A 19,335-nucleotide genomic window follows, 5' to 3' on the forward strand; every position below is an offset into this window, starting at 1 on the left:
ACCGTCTGCATAGCGTTCGAGGAGAAATGGAGCGGCGTCAACGCGCTCCTGAACAACAGGGAGGAGAGACGATGAGGAATTTTCGAAACATTGGCATTCTCGCAGGGCTGGCGCTTGGCGTCTCGGCCTCGGCGCTGAGCGCATATGCATCCGAGCCGACCGTGCCGCCGGTGCCCGCGCAATTTCCCGCCGAGGGAAAGATCAAATATGTCGCGCGCGACTCCATCCTGGAGTTCAAGGCACTTCCAGAATACCACGAACCCGATTGGGTCACCGACAAATACGTCAAGCCAGGCAAGCTGCCGCCGGTCAAGGACCGGCTCCCGAAGGAGCCGCTGGTCTTCAAGACCGGCAACATGCCGGACGGCGTCGGCGTCTACGGTGACACGATGCGCCATGTCATCGGCGGCCGGCCGGAGGGCTGGAACTACGGCGCGGGGCAGACGCAAGGCTGGGGCGGCATCGACATCGGCCTCTCCGAATGCCTTACGCGAACGGCCCCGCTTTTCCAGGTCGAAGCCAAGGACACCGAGCCGCTGCCGAACCTCGCCAGGGGCTGGGACTGGTCGAAGGACGGCCACACGCTGACGATGCATCTGGTCGAGGGCGCGAAATGGTCGGACGGCGTTCCGTTCAACGCCGACGATGTGATGTTCTACTGGGACGACGAGGTGATCGACCCCAATGTCTCACCGCTGAACGGCGCCACGCAGGAGACCTTCGGCGTCGGCACGACGCTGAAGAAAATCGACGACTACACCGTCGAGTGGACCTTCAAGGACGCCTTTCCGAAGCAACACCTCTACGCCATGGCTTACGGCAAGTTCTGCCCCGGACCGTCGCACATCCTCAAGCCGCAGCATCCGAAATACTCGAAGAACACTTACGAGCAGTTCAAGAACGCGTTCCCGCCGGAATATATGAACATGCCCGTGATGGGTGCCTGGGTGCCGGTGGCATACCGCCCCGACGACATCATCGTCATGCGCCGTAATCCGTACTATTGGAAGGTCGACGAGAAGGGCAACCAACTGCCGTATCTCAATGAACTGCACTACAAATTATCGACCTGGGCCGACCGCGACGTTCAGGCGGTGTCGGGGGCGGCCGACATCTCCAATCTGGAGCAGCCGGAGAATTTCGTCGCCTCGCTGAAGCGGGCGGCGCAAAAGGACGCGCCGGCCCGGCTTGCCTTCGGTCCGCGGCTGATCGGCTATAATCTGCGGATGAACTTCTCCGCCAACGGCTGGGGCAATCCCGACGAGCGTGGGCAGGCGGTTCGCGAGCTGAACCGCAACGAGGATTTCCGCAAGGGCGTTACCATGGCGCTCGACCGCAAGGCGCTCGGCGACTCGCTGGTCAAGGGTCCGTTCACCGCCATCTATCCGGGCGGCTTCTCCTCGGGTACGAGCTTCTACGACCGGAAGTCGACGGTCTACTACCCCTTCGATCTCGAAGGCGCCAAGGCGGAACTCGCCAAGGCAGGCCTGAAGGACAGCGACGGCGACGGCTTCGTCAATTTTCCTGCCGGCACCGCCGGCGGAAAGAATGTCGAGATCGTGATGCTCGTCAACAATGACTACACCACCGACAAGAGCCTCGCGGAGGGCGTCGTCGGCCAGATGGAGAGGCTAGGTCTTCGCGTTGTCCTGAACGGGTTGAACGGCGTCCAGCGCGACGCGTCCATGTATTCTGGCCGTTTCGATTGGATGGTCAGGCGCAATGATGAGGAGCTCACCTCGGTCGTACAGAACACCGAGCAACTGGCGCCGATCGGCCCACGCACAAGCTGGAACCATCGCGCTCCGGAAAACGGCCAGGTCGATCTGATGCCGTTCGAGAAGGACCTCGTCGACATCGTCAACAAGTTCGTCTCGGCGCAGGACAACGACGAGCGCGCCAGCCTGATGAAGCAGTTCCAGAAGATCTCGACGCAACACGTCTATACCGTCGGGCTGACCGAATATCCCGGCGCGCTGATCATCAACAACCGCTTCTCCAATATCCCGCAGGGAACGCCGATCTTCATGTTCAACTGGGCCGAAGATTCGATCATTCGTGAAAGGGTCTGGGTCGCTGTCGACAAGCAGCAGAAATATGAACTGTTCCCCGAACAGCTTCCCGGAAAGCCCGGCGACAAGGGTCCGACGAACTGAGTTTCCTCCCCTGACTTGAAAATTCCCGGCCGCGCTGCTGGCGCGGCCGGGACAAAGCCAGCGGCAAGGGGATAACTGAAACCGAGCGAGGAGAGAAACGGCCGATGCTGCGATTTCTGCTTATGCGCATAGCATCCGCATTACCGGTTCTCGCCATTTTGAGCGTGGTTACCTTCGCGATCATCCAGGCCCCGCCGGGCAACTATGCCGACTACATCCGCTTGCAGCTCATCAACCAGGGTGGAGCCTCCTTTGCCGAGGCCGATGCGCAGGCGAAGGCTTATAGCGTGGAGCATGGCCTCGATAAGCCGGTTCCGCTCCAATACCTGAACTGGATCGCCGGCATCGTCACCCGCGGCGACTTCGGCTACAGCCTGTATTACAACAAGCCCGTCGCCGACGTGGTGGGCGAGCGGCTGCCGCGCACGCTGCTGCTTGCGCTTGTCTGCCATCTCTTGGCTTCGGTGCTGGGCATCGGCTTTGGCATCTGGGCGGCGACCAGACAGTACAGCTGGATCGACAGTACGCTGTCAGCGATTTCCTTCCTCGGCATGACGGTGCCGCGCTTCCTGATGGCCCTGATCATCGTCTACCTGCTGGTCTTCCAGTTCAATGTGTCCGAGATCGGCAGCTTCTTTTCGCCGCAATTTGGCGGGGCGCCGTGGTCCTGGGCGAAGTTCGTCGATCTCGTCCGGCATGTCTGGCCGGTTGTCGCCATCGCCACCTTTGGCGGGCTCGCCTACAACATGCGGGTGATGCGCGGCAATTTGCTCGACACGCTGAACGCGCAATATGTCGAAACCGCTCGCGCCAAGGGTCTCAGCGGTGGTGCGGTCGTGATGCGCCATGCGGTGCCCAATGCGCTGCATCCGCTGGTCATGTATCAGGGCGTGGTGCTGCCCTATATGCTGACCGGCGAGATCGAGACTGCGATCATCTTTGCCCTGCCGACCGTCGGCCCGGCGATCGTCGGTTCGATGGCGGTTGGCGACGTCTATGTCACGGCGACCTTCATGATGGTGCTGTCGGCGACGCTGATCGTCGGCAACATCATCGCCGACATGCTGCTCGTCATGCTCGATCCGCGTGTGCGCCAATATGCAGGGTCCTGAGATGCTTGTGTTCGAGCCCTCGCTGCCGCCACTTGCCGAGGAGCCGGCCAAGATCAAGCCGCGCGGCAATGAGAGCTACATCGCACTCGTCTGGCGCCGCCTGAAACGGTCCTGGACCGGCATGGCCGGGCTCATCCTGGTCGCGTTTCTGGTGCTGCTGGCGGTGTTTGCCGACTTCTTCGCACCGATGGATCCCAAGGTGACCGATGTCGGCTTCGCCCCGCCGCAGATGATGAGCTTCCATGACAAGGACGGCAACTTCGTCTTCCAGCCACGCGTCTATGCCCTGGCGGATTCGGAAGACCTCGACCCGGTTACCTTCCAACCCGTCGTCGGGCCGGACTACGACCATCCGCGGCTGCTCGGCTTCTTCGTCAAGGGAGCGGAGTACAGACTGCTCGGCCTGCTTCCCGCGAACCGGCACTTCTTCGGCTCGACCGACGGCCAGCCGGTGCACTTCCTTGGCACCGACAAATTCGGCCGCGATGTGCTGGCTCGTGCGATTTATGGTTCGCGCATCTCGTTGATGATCGCATTGACCGTGGTTTTCATCGTCACCGTGATCGGCACGACGGTCGGCATGGTGTCGGGTTATTTCGGCGGCACATTCGATGTCTGGGTCCAGCGCTTCGTCGAACTGGTGCTCGCATTTCCGCAATTGCCGCTTTATCTGGCGCTAACGTCGCTGGTTCCGGTGACGGCGCCGACAAATGTCTTCCTGGCCTTCGTGATCGTCGTCATGTCGGCGCTTGGCTGGGCGCAGATGTCGCGCGAGGTGCGCGGCAAGACCCTGGCGCTGGCGCGAATCGACTACGTCCGTGCGGCGATGGCGGTCGGCGCCACGGATGGCCGCATCATCATGCAGCACATTTTCCCAAACGTGATGAGCCACGTGATCGTTGCCGTCACATTGGCGATCCCCAGTGTCGTCCTGCTCGAATCCTTCCTCGGTTTTCTCGGCTTCGCGGTGAAGCCGCCACTGATCTCCTGGGGGCTGATGCTGCAAGACACCGCCACCTATTCGGTCATTGGCACCTATCCCTGGATACTCTCGCCGGTCGGCTTCGTGCTTGTCACCGTCTTCGCGTTCAACGCGCTTGGCGACGGACTGCGCGATGCAGTCGATCCTTATTGACGTGACATGATGCAACACGCGCTCGTCAAATCTTTCGCACCGCCTGTCCGGCTCGACCATGATGGACGTTCGGAAAACCCGGTCATCGATGCCCGCAACATCGCCGTCGATTTCAAGGTCGAGCACGGCATGGTGGAAGCGGTCAAGGACATCTCCTTCCAGCTCTATCGCGGCGAGACGATCGCCATTGTCGGCGAGTCCGGATCGGGCAAGTCGGTGACGGCGCGCACCGTCATGGGACTGTTGTCGAAGCGTGCGGTCGTGTCGCCGAAATCGACCGTCGAATACAATGGGGCGAACATCCTGAAATTTTCCGAGCGTGCCCGGCGCAAACTGCGCGGCGACCGCATCTCGATGATCTTCCAGGAACCGATGAGTTCGCTCAACCCGATCTACACGATCGGCAGCCAGATCGTCGAGGCGATACGGGTGCATCGCAAGATGAGCCGCAGGCAGGCCGAGGCAAGGGCGCTCGAGCTGCTGCAGCAGGTGCAAATTCCTGAGCCCCAGGCGCGGCTGAAGCAGTATCCGCACCAGCTTTCCGGCGGTCAGCGCCAGCGTGTGATGATCGCCATGGCGCTGGCCAACGATCCGGACGTGCTGATCGCCGATGAGCCGACGACGGCGCTCGACGTGACGGTTCAGGCGCAAATCCTCAATCTCATCCGCAACCTGCAGAAGAAACTGCGCATGGCGGTGATCCTGATCACGCACGACCTGACCGTGGTGCGGCAGTTCTCCGACTATGTCTACGTCATGCAGCATGGGGAGATGCGCGAGCACAATGTGACGGAGAAGCTGTTCGCCAATCCGCAGCATCCCTACACATGCCACCTGCTTGCCTCCGAGCCGCGCGGCCAGGCAAATCCGTTGCCGGAAGGCGCCGACGTCATTCTTGAGGCCAAGGGTGTGCGCGTCTCCTTCATGCTGCGGCACGGCACGTTCATGAAGCCGGATCTGCGCGAACTTGTCGCCGTCGACAGCCTCAGCCTGACCCTCCGGCGGCACGAGACGCTGGGCCTCGTCGGCGAATCCGGATCGGGCAAGACCACGTTCGGCGAGGCGTTGCTCAGGCTCAACACCACGGACAGCGGCGAGATCTATTTCGATGGCCAGCCGATCCATGGCTGTTCGCGGGCGCAGATGCGGCCGCTGCGGTCGCGCATGCAGGTCGTCTTCCAGGACCCGTTCTCGTCGCTCAACCCGCGCATGACGATCGGCCAGATCATCGAGGAAGGGCTTGTCGTCAACCGCATCGGCGCCACGAGGAACGATCGGATCGAGCGGGTGCGCGAGGCACTGATCAGCGCCGGCATGCCGGGCGATATCCTGTCGCGCTTCCCGCACGAGTTTTCCGGCGGCCAGCGCCAGCGTATTGCGATTGCCCGCGCCGTCGCGCTCGAACCGGAATTCATCGTACTCGACGAGCCGACATCGGCGCTGGATCTCTCGGTCCAGGCGCAGATCATCGAACTGCTGCGCAAGCTGCAGCGCGAACGGGGCCTGAGCTACATCTTCATCTCGCACGATCTCAAAGTCGTGCGGGCGCTGTGCCATCGCGTCATCGTCATGCAGCACGGCCGGATCGTCGAAGAGGGGCCTGTCGACGAAGTCCTGTCCCATCCCAAAACCGCTTACACCGAACGGCTGGTCAAAGCCGCTTTCGAGGTAGCCTGATTGTTATGCCGGAGGTTATTGTGGCAAGAAATCCCAAGGTCGCTTTCATCGGAGCTGGCTCGACGGTGTTCATGAGGAACATCGTTGGTGACATATTGCAGCGTCCGGCTTTATCCGGCGCGACGATCGCACTGATGGACATCAATCCGCAAAGACTTGAAGAAAGTGCAATCGTCGTTGGCAAGTTGATCTCGACGCTTGGCGTAAAGGCCAAAGCCGAAACCTATTCGGACCAGCGCAAGGCGCTGGCGGGCGCCGATTTCGTCGTCGTCGCCTTCCAGATCGGCGGCTACGAGCCCTGCACGGTCACCGACTTCGAAGTTCCGAAGAAATACGGGCTGCGCCAGACCATCGCCGATACGCTCGGCGTCGGCGGCATCATGCGAGGCTTGAGAACCGTGCCGCATCTGTGGAAGATCTGCGAAGACATGCTCGCGGTCTGCCCGCAGGCTATCATGCTGCAATATGTCAACCCGATGGCGATCAACACCTGGGCGATCGCGGAGAAATACCCCGACATCAAGCAGGTCGGCCTCTGCCATTCGGTGCAAGGCACGGCAATGGAGCTGGCGCATGATCTCGACATTCCCTACGAGGAGATTCGCTATCGCTCGGCCGGCATCAATCACATGGCCTTCTACCTGAAGTTCGAGCATCGCCAGCCGGACGGCACCTATCGCAACCTCTATCCGGATCTGCTGCGCGCCTATAGCGAAGGGCGGGCGCCGAAGCCGGGGTGGAACCCGCGCTGCCCGAACAAGGTGCGCTACGAGATGCTGAAGCGCCTCGGTTACTTCGTCACTGAAAGCTCCGAACATTTCGCGGAATACACGCCCTATTTCATCAAGGACGGGCGCGAAGATCTGATCGAGAAATTCGGTATCCCGCTCGACGAGTATCCGAAGCGCTGCATCGAGCAGATCGAACGCTGGAAGGGGCAAGCGGAAGCCTATCGCTCGGCTGACAAGATCGAAGTGGAGCAGTCGAAGGAATATGCGTCCTCGATCATGAATTCGGTCTGGACCGGCGAGCCGTCGGTGATCTACGGCAATGTCCGCAACAATGGCTGCATCACGTCATTGCCATATAATTGCACGGCCGAGGTGCCGTGCCTCGTCGACGCCTCCGGCATTCAACCCACCTTCATCGGCGACCTGCCGGTGCAGCTTACTGCGCTAATCCGCACCAATATCAACGTCCAGGAGCTGACGGTCCAGGCGCTGATGACCGAGAACCGCGAGCACATCTATCACGCGGCGATGATGGACCCGCACACGGCGGCTGAGCTCGACCTCGACCAGATATGGTCGCTGGTCGATGATTTGCTGGTTGCGCATGGCGATTGGCTGCCGGCCTGGGCGCGCGGAGTGCGCAGCGTTCGGGCGGCCTGAGGCGCAGGGCTGTCTATTTCACTCGCCTATGCCGACCATAAAGCCCGCTTTGAAAGCGGCGCGGCGTTGCCGGCCGATGTCTCGAAATCGAAGAGCTTCTGCGTCACCAGTGCAGCCGCCCCTCTTGCCCAGGAATTGTCCTCCCAGTCCAGCAGCATTGGCGGTGCTTGTCGAAAGGTGTTTTGCCCGAGCATCACCCGCATCGGGCCAAACAGCGCGTCGCCAAACGATACCGCTTCACCGCCGACAACAATGACCTCCGGGTCGGTGATGTTGACAAGATTGGCGAGATGCCGGCCGATGCCACGTCCGGCTTCTTCGAGAATGGCGACGGCTCGCGGTTCGCGGTCTGCCAAGGCTTCCATAAGGGTCGCTTTGCAATCCGCTTCGTCGTGCCCGGTGGCTTCGCGCCATGTGCGCAGGATCGCCGGCTCGGCGTAATAGGCCATCAGGCAGCCGCGTTTTCCGCACTCGCAAAGGCGGCCGTTCTCCTCATAGGAGGTGTGACCGAATTTGCCGGCAGCACCGTTCGCACCGCGATAGAGTTTGCCTTCGAAGACGAGCGCACAGCCGATCCCGACGCCGATCGCCAGCACCGCCATATTGCGGTGCTGGCGTCCGAGGCCGAAGAGTTGCTGGGCAATGGCGTAGGCATTGGTGTCGTCCTCAAGCCACACGGGGACGTCCACCCGTTCCGCCAGCATCGGGCCAAGGGGAACGTTGTCCCAGTTATAGCGATTGCTGCGGATACACACGGCCTTCTGGTTGTCTATAACGCCAGGCATTGAAACGCCGATCCCGGCAAGCTTGGCGCCGGGCCGATCGACAATCGCAATCAGCTCCGGCACCGCCTTGGCCAACGCCTTTGTAATACGGTCGGGATCGCTGTCCGAGAGCTTGACGCGCATGGAACCCAGCGGATTGGTCGCAAGATCGGTGACCACGCATTCGACCGACCCGACCATCAGCTTGAAACCTATGGCGAGGCCGTTTGCGTAGTTGATATCCACCGGGATAGGGCGGCGCCCGGCCGAGCCCACAACTGTCTTGCCCTCGATCAGCAGGCCATCCTCGATGAGGTCCGCCACGACGAAGGTGACGGCCGCCGGACTGAGGCCGGTAACGGACGCTATGTCGGCCCGGCTGCGCGGACCCTCCTGCCGCAAGAGATTGAGGATCAGTCTCCGGTTCATCGCCCGGGTCGTGCTCGGGTCACCCTTGAGCTTCACGGATTTATTCCTTAATTTTGTAAATTAATTATTGCCTCTCGATCAAACATATGCGTAAGTTTGCCCAACTGTTCAACACCCGAACCGGGGTTAACGAAAATAATCCGGTTCATACCGGCAGCCACCGCGCTCTGAAGGAGCGGGCAAGCATGTTGTCTTGCCCGGGAGATGCGTTGTCGGGTTCGCACAGCGCCGGGTGAGGGGGACGACCGCGTCGGCCGCGATGCCGGGCAGAATTAACAACAAGGGAGGAGTGACAATGACGTTCAAGTGGATCGAAAAGCCGTCGACGCGGCGCAATTTCCTTAAGGGAGCCGGTGGCGTTTCCGCCGCGGTGCTCACGGGCTTTCCAATGCCGGCACTCAGCCAGTCGAGCGAAGTCACCATCATTTCAGATGAAAACAATGCCGATGCCCTGCAGATTTTGCGGCGCATCGCGGCCGATTTCGAGAAGCAGTCAGGCACCAAAGTTGTGATCAACAACATGGATCACGAGGCCCACAAGACCGCGATCCGCAACTACCTTGTGGCCGGCGCGCCGGATGTCTGCTTCTGGTTCTCCGGAAACCGCATGCGTGCCTTCGTCAACCGCGGCCTGTTCGACGACATTTCGGATCTGTTCGAGAAGGAAAAATACAAGGACGTGCTGGGTGCTACGACCGGTGCCGTCACGGTCGACGGCAAGCAGTATGGACTGCCGACCGGCGGCACGATGTGGGGCATGTTCTATCGCAAGGACGTCTTTGCCGAGCACGGACTTACGGTACCGGCGACCTGGGACGAATTCCTCGCTTACGGCCAGAAATCCAAGGCCGCCGGCCTAATCCCCGTCAGCATCGGCACCAAGGAACTCTGGCCGGCGGCCGGATGGTTCGATCAGATGAACCTGCGCATCAATGGTCTCGACAAGCACTTCGCCTTGATGAACGGCAAGATGGCCTATACCGACCCGGCGCTGAAGCCTGTTTTCGACCACTGGGAGGAGCTGATCAGGCAGGGTTTCTTCACGCCGGATCAAACCTCGTTCGGCTGGCAGGAGGCCGGCGCCTTCCTCGCCCAGAAGAAGGCCGGCATGATGAACCTCGGTGCCTTCGTGAAGGCTACTTTCCCTGAGCAGGATCTCGAGCAGCTGACATTCGCGCCTTTCCCGAAGATTGACGCCGCCCTCGACCGCTACGAAGAATTCTCGGTCAATTCGGTCCACATCCCGGCCAACGCCAAGAACAAGGCGGGTGCCCGCGAGTTCCTCGCCTTCTTTTACCAGCCGGAAAATTTCGGCCCCTATCTGGAACCTGGCGGCAACGTTCCGCCGCGCAACGACCTTCCAGCCAGCAAGGACCCGCTGGTCAACGCGGCTGTGGAAAGCCTCAAGACGGTGGCCGGCACGTCGCAATATTACGACCGCGACACCGATCCCGACATGGCCCAGGCGGGTCTGGTCGGTTTCCAGGAATTCATGGCCAAGCCGGAGCGCCGGGATGCCATTCTTCAGCGACTCGAGGGAACCCGTCGCCGGATCTTCAAGATCTAGCGCCTCCCAGCCGAGGGGAGCGGGGTCTTGCCCGCTCCCCGATGCGTTCCGGTGAATGAGGTCTCCCAAAATGACGAAGCTTTGGCGCCGCCATCGCTGGTGGCTGACACCGACACTTCTGATCCTGCCCGCTGCTGTGCTGTTTTCCGTCGTCATTCTGGCCTCTGCGGTCGAGAGCCTATGGATCAGCCTGCACGAATGGGACGGCTTCAGCCCGATGGTCTGGATCGGCCTTGGCAACTACCGCGAATTGTTCGCCGACCCGCAGTTCTATGTTTCGCTGAAGAACAATCTGATCTGGCTGGTGATGTTCATGCTGGCGCCGCCGCTCGGCCTCGCCATCGCGCTGCTCGTCAGCCAGAAAATCCGCGGCATGCGCCTGCTCAAGTCGCTGTTCTTCATTCCGCTGGTGCTGGCTTCGGTTGCCGTCGGCGTTGTCTTCACCTGGGTCTATACGCCGGAATTCGGACTTCTCGCCCTGATCTTCCGCACCTTCGGCGCGACCGCCCCGGCAGTGCTGTCGGATGAAAACTTCGTCACCTTCGCCGTCGTGATCGCAGCGTTGTGGCCGCAGATCGCCTTCTGCATGGTGCTCTATCTCGCCGGCCTCAACAATCTCAGCGAGGACCTGATCGGCGCCGGGCGGGTCGACGGCGCCAGGGGCTGGAACATGCTGCGCCACATCGTGTTGCCGCAGCTGACACAGGTCACCTTTATCGCCATCGCTGTCACCGTCGTCGGCGCACTGCGTTCCTTCGACATGGTCTCGGTGATGACCAGCGGCGGCCCCTTCGGTTCGTCCGAGGTGCTTGCCTATCAGATGTTCGAGCAGTCCATCTTTTCCTACCGCTTCGGCTATGGCGCGGCCATTGCCTCGGTGCTGTTCGTGATCATGGCGGTCTTCATCGCCTGGTACCTGACGCGGATGATCCGCGCCGATGAAAGGGGCGGCTGATGTTTCCCCGCCCGATTCCCGAAACTGCTATTTGGCAGCGTCGCCTCTATGTCGTGCTGGTGGTCGGCATCCTGATTGTCTGGCTGGCGCCGCTCTTTGCCATCATTCTTACCTCGTTCCGCTCTACGCAGGATGTCATGGGCGGCAATCTGTGGGGCTGGCCGACCCAATTCGGCCTGGTCGACAACTACACGGCAGTCTTCACCCAGACGCCGATGGCCCGCTACTTCCTCAACAGCCTGACGATCACCATCCCCTCGGTGATCGGCGTTCTCATCTTGAGCACGCTCGCCGGGTTCGTGCTCGCCCGTTACCGATTTCGCGGCAACATGCTCGTCTTCGCCCTGTTCGTCGGCGGAAACTTCCTGCCGCACCAGATCATGATGATCCCGGTCCGCGATCTCATGGTGCGGCTCAACCTCTACGACACGATGTCGGCCCTGATCATCTTCCACATCGCCTTCCAGACCGGGTTTGCAACACTGTTCATGCGCAACTTCATCGCCGCCTTGCCGGGAGAGCTGTTTCAGGCAGCCAGGGCCGAGGGCGCGACACCGTTTCAGACATTGGTACACGTCGTCGTCCCACTGGTACGGCCGGCTCTCGCGGCGCTTGCCATCCTGCTCTTCACCTTCATCTGGAACGATTATTTCTGGGCGGTCGTGCTCACCATCAGCGATACCGTAAAACCGGTCACCGCCGGCCTTGCCAATCTGCGCGGCGAATGGGTCTCGGCCTGGAACTTGATCTCGGCTGGAACCATCGTCGTGGCTTTGCCACCAGTCGCCATGTTCTTCCTTATGCAGAAGCACTTCATCACCGGCCTCACAATGGGAGCGGTCAAGGGATGAACGACCATGGCTTCAAGGCGTCGCCCATCCGATTCGAAACCGATTTTGCAAGCAGGGCTCCATGACCAGTCTTGAACTCCGGCAGATACAAAAGAATTATGGCACCTATCATGCACTGCGCGGCATTGATCTCAGCGTCGAACAGGGCGAGTTCATTGTCACCGTCGGGCCGTCCGGTTGCGGCAAGTCAACGCTGTTGAAGATCATTGCCGGGCTTGAAACCGTTTCGACCGGTGAAATTCTCATCAACAACCGTGATGTCACCACCACCGAGCCGGGTGAGCGCGGCATTGCCATGGTTTTTCAGTCTTATGCGCTTTACCCGCATATGACCGTCGCCGAGAACATGGGTTTCGGCCTGCGCATGGCGCATCGCCCCAAGGCCGAGATCGATGCCGCCGTGCTGCGAGCCGCCAAGATCCTTCGCATTACCGACCAGCTCGACAAGCGGCCGAAACAGCTTTCCGGCGGCCAGCGTCAGCGTGTGGCGATTGGCCGTGCCATAACCCGCTCGCCCGACGTGTTCCTGTTCGACGAACCGCTATCCAACCTTGACGCAGCGCTGCGCACGCAGATGCGCGTCGAGCTTTCCGATCTGCACGCCAGGCTCGGCGCCACCATGGTCTATGTCACGCACGACCAGACCGAGGCGATGACAATGGCGAGCCGTATCGTCGTGCTCAATCGCGGCTCGGTCGAGCAGGTGGGCGCTCCGCTCGAACTCTACCGCAATCCGGCCAATCTCTTCGTCGCGGGCTTCCTCGGCGCACCCCGAATGAATTTTTTCGAAGTGACCGTCGCCGCTGTCTCCGGCGGCGCCGCCACGCTGTCGACCGCCGGTCTTTCTCCTTTGGCTGTCGAACTGACGGAAGCGGCATCCGTACAGGTCGGCGATAGGGTGACAATGGGGATTCGGCCGGAGAGCATCAGCCTGGCCGCGGAAGGGACAGCGAGTTTTGCAGGACGGGTGCGGCTGGTCGAGCATCTCGGCCGCGAGACCATCCTCTATGCCGACGCCGGCCCGCTGCAATGCGTCAGTTCTGAAAGCGGCAGCGGCAACGTCACCGTCCAGATCGGCCATGCGAGCGCTGTCTCTGCCGACGCGACCGTCGGCTTAAAGGTCGAGCCGCGTGACGTCTATCTCTTTTCCTCTGTCGATGAGCGGACCATCAGTGCCCGTAAACCCACCATCACCGACTGACCTGCAGGAGTATCCTTCGTGAACAAGACTTCAAACGGCCGCGCCCTGTCGGTCTGGCGGACGATCCAGACCGACCGCTTTCTGGTCGGCGCGCCGCATTACCCCGAGCATGTGGACGAGAGTTACTGGGACAATGACGCCAGGCGCATGGCCGAGGCCGGCTTCAACGTCGCCCGCCTCGGCGAATTCGCCTGGCACATTTTCGAACCGCGTGAAGGCACCTTCGATTTCGACCTGTTCGACCGGGCAATCGAGGGCCTCGCGCGTCGCGGCGTCAACACGATCCTGTGCACGCCGACCGCCACCCCGCCGCGCTGGCTGACCGCAAAGCATCCGGAAATCCTGCGGCTTGATGGAAATGGCCGGTCGATGGGCCACGGCTCGCGCCAGTATGCCGACACCAGCAGCCCGGTGTTTCGCGACTATAGCCGCAAGATTACCAGGGCGATGGCGGACCACTACCGCGACAATGCAAATGTCATAGGCTGGCAGACCGACAACGAACTCAACACCAGCATGCCGGAATCCTATTCGCCGTCGGCATTGAAGGAATTCCAGGCTTATCTCCAGGAAACCTACAAGACGATAGACAGGCTGAACTTCGCCTGGGGTGGCGATTTCTGGGCGACGGCTTACGGCGATTTCAGGGAAATTGTCTTCCCGCTGGATTTTTCCCCGTCCTTTCCCGGTCCCGGTCACCTCCAGGACTACCACCGTTTTCTCGCGTTTTCGACAGCACGGTTCCAGCACGACCAGGTCGAGATCCTGAGAGCCACGAATGCCGGTTGGTTCATCTTCCACAATCTCGGCGGATTGCGCGATATCGATTTTCGAGGCCAGTTCTCCACCGATCTCGACTTTGTCGGCTACGATATCTACCCGTTCCTCTATGACGAGTTCTTTCGCCTCGGCAACCACGCCAAGATCCAGGCACTGCATCTCGACATCTGCAGGGGATTTTCCGGCAACTACATAGTGCCGGAACAACAGTCGGGTTTTGGCGCCCAGCCGGGCTTCTGCACGCTGACGCCGGAGCCGGGCGAAATGCGACGCATGGCGATGTCGTCGGTTGCGCGTGGCGCCGATGGCATCATGTTCTTCCGCTGGCGTCCCGCGCATTTCGGCGCCGAGATATACTGGATGGGCATCATCGATCACGATGATGTCGCTCGCCGCCGCTATGACGAAGCGAGGCAGTTCGCCACCGAGATGATGGCGCTTAAAGACAAGATCCTAGGCACCCATGTGCGGATGGATGTCGGCATCGCCGGCTCGGACTTCGACAATCAGGAAGCCCACAAAACCTTCCCGATCGGCTTGCCAAGCCCGCAGGACGACGCAACCTTGCTGCATCAGTATTGCTATGACCGCGGCATCGCCTGCGGCTTCATCCACCCGGAAGACGATCTGTCGAAGCTCAAGGTGTTCTACGTGCCGCATTGGGTGATCTGGAAGGACAGCTGGACCGAGCGGCTGCAAGTCTTTGCCGAAAATGGCGGTACCGTCATCGTTGGCGCGCGCACGGGAACCCGCGACGAAAACAACCACGTCATCCGCGAGACAGCGCCGGGCCGGTCGCTGTCGAAGCTGACCGGTGTTCGCGTCGAGGATTTCGGGCGGCTGGCGGCACCTGGGGCCAATGGCCTGTTCAACACCATGTCGCGCTCCGGCGGGCTCGTCATTCCCCCTGACAGACCGGCCGAATCCAGCCGCCGCATCCGTCGTTATACCTTCGGCAACCACGAGTTCGATGCCGGTTATTTCTATGAGAACCTCGCAGTCGAACCGGAAGTCGAAATTATCGGGGTTTGGTCGAACCGCTACGCGGTGGGAGCGCCTGCAATCACTTCCCGCGCCGTCGGCAAGGGCCGTGTGCTCTATGTCGGCACCTACCTGACTCCGGAACTGACGGCTCAGCTCGCAACCCGCACTTTCGCCGACGCGAACGTGGAGCCTCTGGTTCCGGATCTGCCGGACGGCGTCGAGGTGACGATGCGCGAGAATGATGAACGCCAGCTTCTGTTCATGCAAAACATCAAGGACACGCCGGTTGCGGTAACCGGCGTTCCCGCCGGCAGCAACCTGCTCGACGGCAAAAGGCCTGTCTCCGGAGTGCTGACCCTGGACGGCTATGGCTGTGCTATCATCGAATTGATCTGATGCGATACGATATGCCGCCAGCAGGTTCAAGATAGAAGAAGAGGGAGGTCAGTTTCCAGTCCACAGAATATCGAAAATGGTGAGAGCGTTGATTTTTTGGTAATGTTCTACTGGGAGATTTGGTAGACTGTTGACAGAGGAGGAGAAATTCTGTGGACGAGATGCCGCAAACTACTCGGAATTTGCGTTTCTCCCTGGCGCTTGGAATCGTGTCCTGGCTGTTGCTCGGTTCGTCGGTTCGTCAGTTCGTCGGTTCCGGCCGCGGCTGCCAGGCTTTCCCCAGCGCAGGCTTCGGTCGTTACGGCGGAGATAGCAAAGCTCAAACATCCTGAGGAGCGTGCGCTCGCCAAAGGTTGGACGGATGCGAAGAAAGTAGCCGAGTTCATCTGCCGCCCAGCTGCCATGAAAGCGCTAAAGCATCGCATCAAGGGTGTCGATCGGGTGTTTCTGGGGACCGACGATCCCAGCACGCTGCAGCTCGTGAGCAACCGTCGGCTGACGGGCAGCGGCCAGGCCCGAACGGGCGACGACTGGCAAGCCTTCAGCTTTTCCTGCGGGCTGAACCCACAGACCGGGAAAGCCATATCTTTCGAGATTGCCCCCTTGCCGTCAACCGGTTCGGTTCCCGCTGCCGAGGACAAGCCCGCGCCTAAATGGCCGCGTTACTTCGGGCCTGGGCCAGTGCGTTCTCCCACCTTCAATCCAAAGAAGTGGCCTGGTCAAACTCCGTAGCTGCGACGAGCACGGCGTTTGCCGATGCGCCTCTACCCGGATTGTGAAACCAGCCGGACCGAAACGATGCCGGCGAATGGCCCTAAAGTCACGCAAAGAATGATGAACGGCGAACAGCTGTTGACGCTGGAGCAAAAGGGTAATGTCGCACAGGATATTCACATCCTAAATAGAGCTCTTGCGCCTTACAACTGGCAGGATTGTCATAAAACGTTCCAACGATTTTCATGACATGGCAAGACTGTTCTGCTTTTCGGCGAATGCCGCCATTGCGGAACGGCCCCGACTCGCGAACTATACATGGGAGGCGAGCCGACCAACTGTCCGGTCCGGCACTTGGCCAGTCGGGGAGGCGGTATGAACGGCAGGGTTTCGCGGCGCCAGTTCATCGCGGCGGCTGCCGGCGCGGGAATTTCGGTCAAGGTCGGTTTTCTGGGTCGGCCTGCATCGGCGGCGCTCATTGCCAATCCGTCGGACGGTTCGCTGAACTGGATCGGACCGGATGGTCGGCCGCGCTTTCGGATGGATGCCGTGGCCAAGGTCACCGGCGACAAAACCTTCACCCGCGATTTTCGCGCCCGCGACGTGGCGGGCTGGCCGCAGGAACAGAGCCACGCCTTCCTGATCCGTGGAACCCGCGCCGACGCCCCGTTCGCTGGACTGGACCTCTCGTTGCTGGGAGAGGATCTCAAGCCCGACCGGCTCGTTCTCGGCGAAGACCTAGTCCGCGATGGCCTTGCGCCGCCGGAAACAACGGCGCCCGGCTTCTATGGCGACATGTTCCTGGTGCCGAAAGGGCGCACACCGCGCCTGCTTGGCCAGCCGGTCGCGCTCTTGATCTACAAGGATTTCGCGCGGTTCGACGCGGCGAAGCGGCTGGTCCGTTTCGCCGACGACGTCGTGCGCTGGGGTGCGGTCAGCGGCTACGACACGCCACGGCATTACGGCGCCGGCCGTTTCGTGCGCATCGGTGGCGCAACATCGGATGATCCCGACATTTATGCCCCCCCTCGAAGGCACGACGATCTACGGCGATTTCGACGGAGATCAGGTCATCTGGCCGAAGCCGGATCAGGGCGGCGATGCCGCCGCGCGTGCCATGTGGGCGGCGGGCGAGATCGAGCGCGAGATTGCGGCTGCCGGCGACGACGCATTGGTCCTGAAGCGAAGCTATTTCTCGCAGTCGGTCGACGCCTCGGCGATGGAGGCCGACAACGGCAATGCCTGGTTCGAGCCGGCCAGTTCGACGTTGCACGCAATCATAGCAACCCAATCGCCCCTACGAGGTCGCGACCTCAACCCTGGCGATGCTGTCGAAATCGCAATTCGCACTCAAGGCGCTAGATCTCTCGATCGGCTATACGGTTGGATACGGCACCAAGGACCACTCGATCTTTCCCTATTACGCCGTCCTGGCAGGCCTCTATGGCGACGGGCGGCCGGTGCGCCTTGCCAACGACCGGTTCGAGCAGTTCCAGATGGGGCTGAAGCGCCACGCCTTCTGGATGGAGAACACGCTTGTCGTCGATCGCTCCACGCACGCCTTCCGCATCATGAAGGGGAGCTATCGTACGGATGCTGGTGGGCGGCGCAATTTCTCGCCCGACGTCGGCAACGTCGGCGCCAGCGCTTCGCAGAGTATCTATTACCTACCGAAGAGCGATTTCTCGGTCGAGGTCCGCGCCTCGCGCGCCGTTGACGCCGGCTCGACGCGTGGATACGGCACGCTGCAGACCATGGCGGCGACCGAGATGATGGTCGACGAGGCGGCCGAACTGCTCGGCATCGATCCGATCGAGCTTCGCCTCAAGAATGCGTTCAAGACCGGCATGAAGAACTCGCAGGGTGCCATTCCCGGCGGGGCGCTGAGGACGGAAGAGATCCTGGAGCGGGCCCGTGCCCATCCGCTCTGGAAGGATCGCGCCGCGAAGAAAACTGAGTTCGACACCGCTAATCCCGGCAATCACTATGGCGTCGGTTTCGCGCAGGTGCAGAAGGATTACGGGACCGGAGCCGACGCAGCGGTGACCACGCTGTCGCTGGATCCGTCCGGTCGGTTGGCGATGCGGCACAACGGCAACGATATCGGCACGGGCCTGACCACCTCGCAGGCGGTCATGGTCGCCGACATCATCGGCCGGGTGCCGGACGAATGCGCCTTCGGCGTCGTCGACTGGCCGGAAATGCCGCTCGTTTCGACCGAGGAGCCCTATACAACGCCACAGGACAAGGAGGATGCGCTGGCGCAGAATCCGCGCTGGACGCCCTCCTTTGTTTCACCGATGAGCGCTTCCAACAGCGCCTATTTCGTCGGCCACGCAACGCGGACGGCGGCGCGCGCACTGCTGCGCCTGTCGCTCTGGCCGGCGGCAGTCGCGCTCTGGTCGAGCGGGCCGGGTGGCGGGCAGGCGCGGCCGCTCGCGATCGATATCGCGGATGCGCGGGTGGTCGATGGTAGGCTGACGGCCGGTGGAATGGAGCCGCTCGGACTGGAGCAACTCGCGGCAGCGGCGCACAAGCTTGGCCTGGTCACGGGCGTCAGCGTCCATGTCTTCAACCGCTGGCAATGGGCGGAGGCGGTGTTCGACGTGCCGAATGTCGGCACGGTCCGGTTGCCAGCCGATGCACTGTCGGCGTGCTATGGCCAAGGCGCGCCGGCTGAATTGAAGGCCCTGATGACCTCGGATGGCTTCCATTTCCTTGACCGGCGTGAGGTGTTCTACCCGCCGGTGCAGCGCCTGAATGCTGCCGTCACCTATTACACCGGGATGGCGACGATCGCCGAGATCGCCGTCGACACCGCCTCAGGCGAGGTGAAGCTCCTGTCACATCATTCGATCCTCGAATGCGGCACTCAGGTCGTGCCGGAACTCGTCTCCGGTCAGATCCAGGGCGGTCTGGCGATGGGAGTCGGGCACGCCTTGCTCGAGGAGTTGCCACTCTATGAGGACGGCCCCGGCGACGGCACCTGGAACTGGAACCGTTATCGCTTGCCGCATGCAACAGATGTCGCGGTCTGGACGCAGACGTCGGAGGTGCTGCCGCCGCTTTCTGAAACCGATCCGCCGAAGGGAATGGCCGAGGTAGTGATGATCGCGATCGTTCCGGCGATCGCCAATGCCGTGAACCATGCCATCGGCAGGCGCTTCTATCAGACGCCGATCACATCCGAGAAAATCCTGGAGGCCCTGTCGTGACCCTCGCC

At 61.4% G+C, this 19,335-nt stretch carries 15 protein-coding genes; 14 read left to right on the top strand and 1 reads right to left on the bottom strand.

Annotated features, from left to right (window positions below; all coding sequences use genetic code 11):
- Window positions 1-71 precede the first annotated feature (71 nt).
- The 5 genes from NKH89_RS19440 to NKH89_RS19460 all read left to right on the top strand — a co-directional run bounded on the left by NKH89_RS19440 (window position 72) and on the right by NKH89_RS19460 (window position 7,471).
- The gene (locus NKH89_RS19440) at window positions 72-2,156 is read left to right on the top strand and encodes an ABC transporter substrate-binding protein (protein ID WP_023720678.1); all 2,085 of its coding nucleotides are present in this window, start codon (window positions 72-74) and stop codon (window positions 2,154-2,156) included.
- A 104-nt stretch (window positions 2,157-2,260) separates the two neighbouring features.
- Complete coding sequence (locus NKH89_RS19445; RefSeq protein WP_031194486.1) at window positions 2,261-3,268, top strand: ABC transporter permease; 1,008 nt, start codon at window positions 2,261-2,263, stop codon at window positions 3,266-3,268.
- Between the two features lies 1 nt (window position 3,269).
- Window positions 3,270-4,403 (top strand): ABC transporter permease, encoded by a 1,134-nt coding sequence (locus NKH89_RS19450; RefSeq protein ID WP_031194485.1) that lies wholly within the window; start codon window positions 3,270-3,272, stop codon window positions 4,401-4,403.
- 9 nt (window positions 4,404-4,412) lie between these two features.
- Entirely contained in the window at window positions 4,413-6,080 is a 1,668-nt protein-coding gene (locus tag NKH89_RS19455; RefSeq protein ID WP_352639489.1) for an ABC transporter ATP-binding protein, read from the top strand.
- A gap of 20 nt (window positions 6,081-6,100) precedes the next feature.
- Window positions 6,101-7,471 carry an alpha-glucosidase/alpha-galactosidase gene (locus NKH89_RS19460; protein ID WP_352909587.1) on the top strand — a complete coding sequence of 457 codons (1,371 nt, stop codon included), beginning with the start codon at window positions 6,101-6,103 and terminating at the stop codon, window positions 7,469-7,471.
- Window positions 7,472-7,497: 26 nt separating this feature from the next.
- On the opposite strand, the gene NKH89_RS19465 is transcribed toward NKH89_RS19460, so the two are convergent.
- Window positions 7,498-8,700 carry an ROK family transcriptional regulator gene (locus NKH89_RS19465; RefSeq protein WP_023720673.1) on the bottom strand — a complete coding sequence of 401 codons (1,203 nt, stop codon included), beginning with the start codon at window positions 8,698-8,700 and terminating at the stop codon, window positions 7,498-7,500.
- Between the two features lie 259 nt (window positions 8,701-8,959).
- Between NKH89_RS19465 and NKH89_RS19470 the strand changes: the two genes are divergently transcribed.
- The 9 genes from NKH89_RS19470 (at window position 8,960) to NKH89_RS19510 (ending at window position 19,327) form a co-directional block, all read left to right on the top strand.
- Window positions 8,960-10,231, top strand: coding sequence for an ABC transporter substrate-binding protein (locus tag NKH89_RS19470; protein WP_023720672.1), 1,272 nt, complete (start codon window positions 8,960-8,962; stop codon window positions 10,229-10,231).
- A gap of 70 nt (window positions 10,232-10,301) precedes the next feature.
- The gene (locus NKH89_RS19475; RefSeq protein ID WP_023720671.1) at window positions 10,302-11,186 is read left to right on the top strand and encodes a carbohydrate ABC transporter permease; all 885 of its coding nucleotides are present in this window, start codon (window positions 10,302-10,304) and stop codon (window positions 11,184-11,186) included.
- A complete protein-coding gene (locus NKH89_RS19480) occupies window positions 11,186-12,037 on the top strand; it encodes a carbohydrate ABC transporter permease (protein ID WP_352484037.1) in 852 nt (283 codons plus the stop codon). The genes NKH89_RS19475 and NKH89_RS19480 overlap by 1 nt, the downstream gene beginning before the upstream one ends.
- 61 nt (window positions 12,038-12,098) lie before the next feature.
- Complete coding sequence (locus NKH89_RS19485; protein ID WP_023720669.1) at window positions 12,099-13,238, top strand: ABC transporter ATP-binding protein; 1,140 nt, start codon at window positions 12,099-12,101, stop codon at window positions 13,236-13,238.
- Window positions 13,239-13,256: 18 nt separating this feature from the next.
- Window positions 13,257-15,398, top strand: a complete 2,142-nt coding sequence (locus NKH89_RS19490; protein ID WP_352484035.1) for a beta-galactosidase — start codon at window positions 13,257-13,259, stop codon at window positions 15,396-15,398.
- A gap of 152 nt (window positions 15,399-15,550) precedes the next feature.
- Window positions 15,551-15,730, top strand: coding sequence for a hypothetical protein (locus NKH89_RS19495; RefSeq protein WP_352909590.1), 180 nt, complete (start codon window positions 15,551-15,553; stop codon window positions 15,728-15,730).
- Between the two features lie 424 nt (window positions 15,731-16,154).
- Window positions 16,155-16,361, top strand: coding sequence for a hypothetical protein (locus tag NKH89_RS19500; RefSeq protein ID WP_352494471.1), 207 nt, complete (start codon window positions 16,155-16,157; stop codon window positions 16,359-16,361).
- 126 nt (window positions 16,362-16,487) lie between these two features.
- Complete coding sequence (locus NKH89_RS19505; RefSeq protein ID WP_352909592.1) at window positions 16,488-17,474, top strand: hypothetical protein; 987 nt, start codon at window positions 16,488-16,490, stop codon at window positions 17,472-17,474.
- Window positions 17,438-19,327, top strand: coding sequence for a xanthine dehydrogenase family protein molybdopterin-binding subunit (locus NKH89_RS19510; RefSeq protein WP_352909593.1), 1,890 nt, complete (start codon window positions 17,438-17,440; stop codon window positions 19,325-19,327). The genes NKH89_RS19505 and NKH89_RS19510 overlap by 37 nt, the downstream gene beginning before the upstream one ends.
- Window positions 19,328-19,335: the final 8 nt, after the last annotated feature.

Origin of the sequence: Mesorhizobium sp. M0923 (assembly GCF_040319365.1) — a bacterium.
GTDB lineage: Bacteria > Pseudomonadota > Alphaproteobacteria > Rhizobiales > Rhizobiaceae > Mesorhizobium.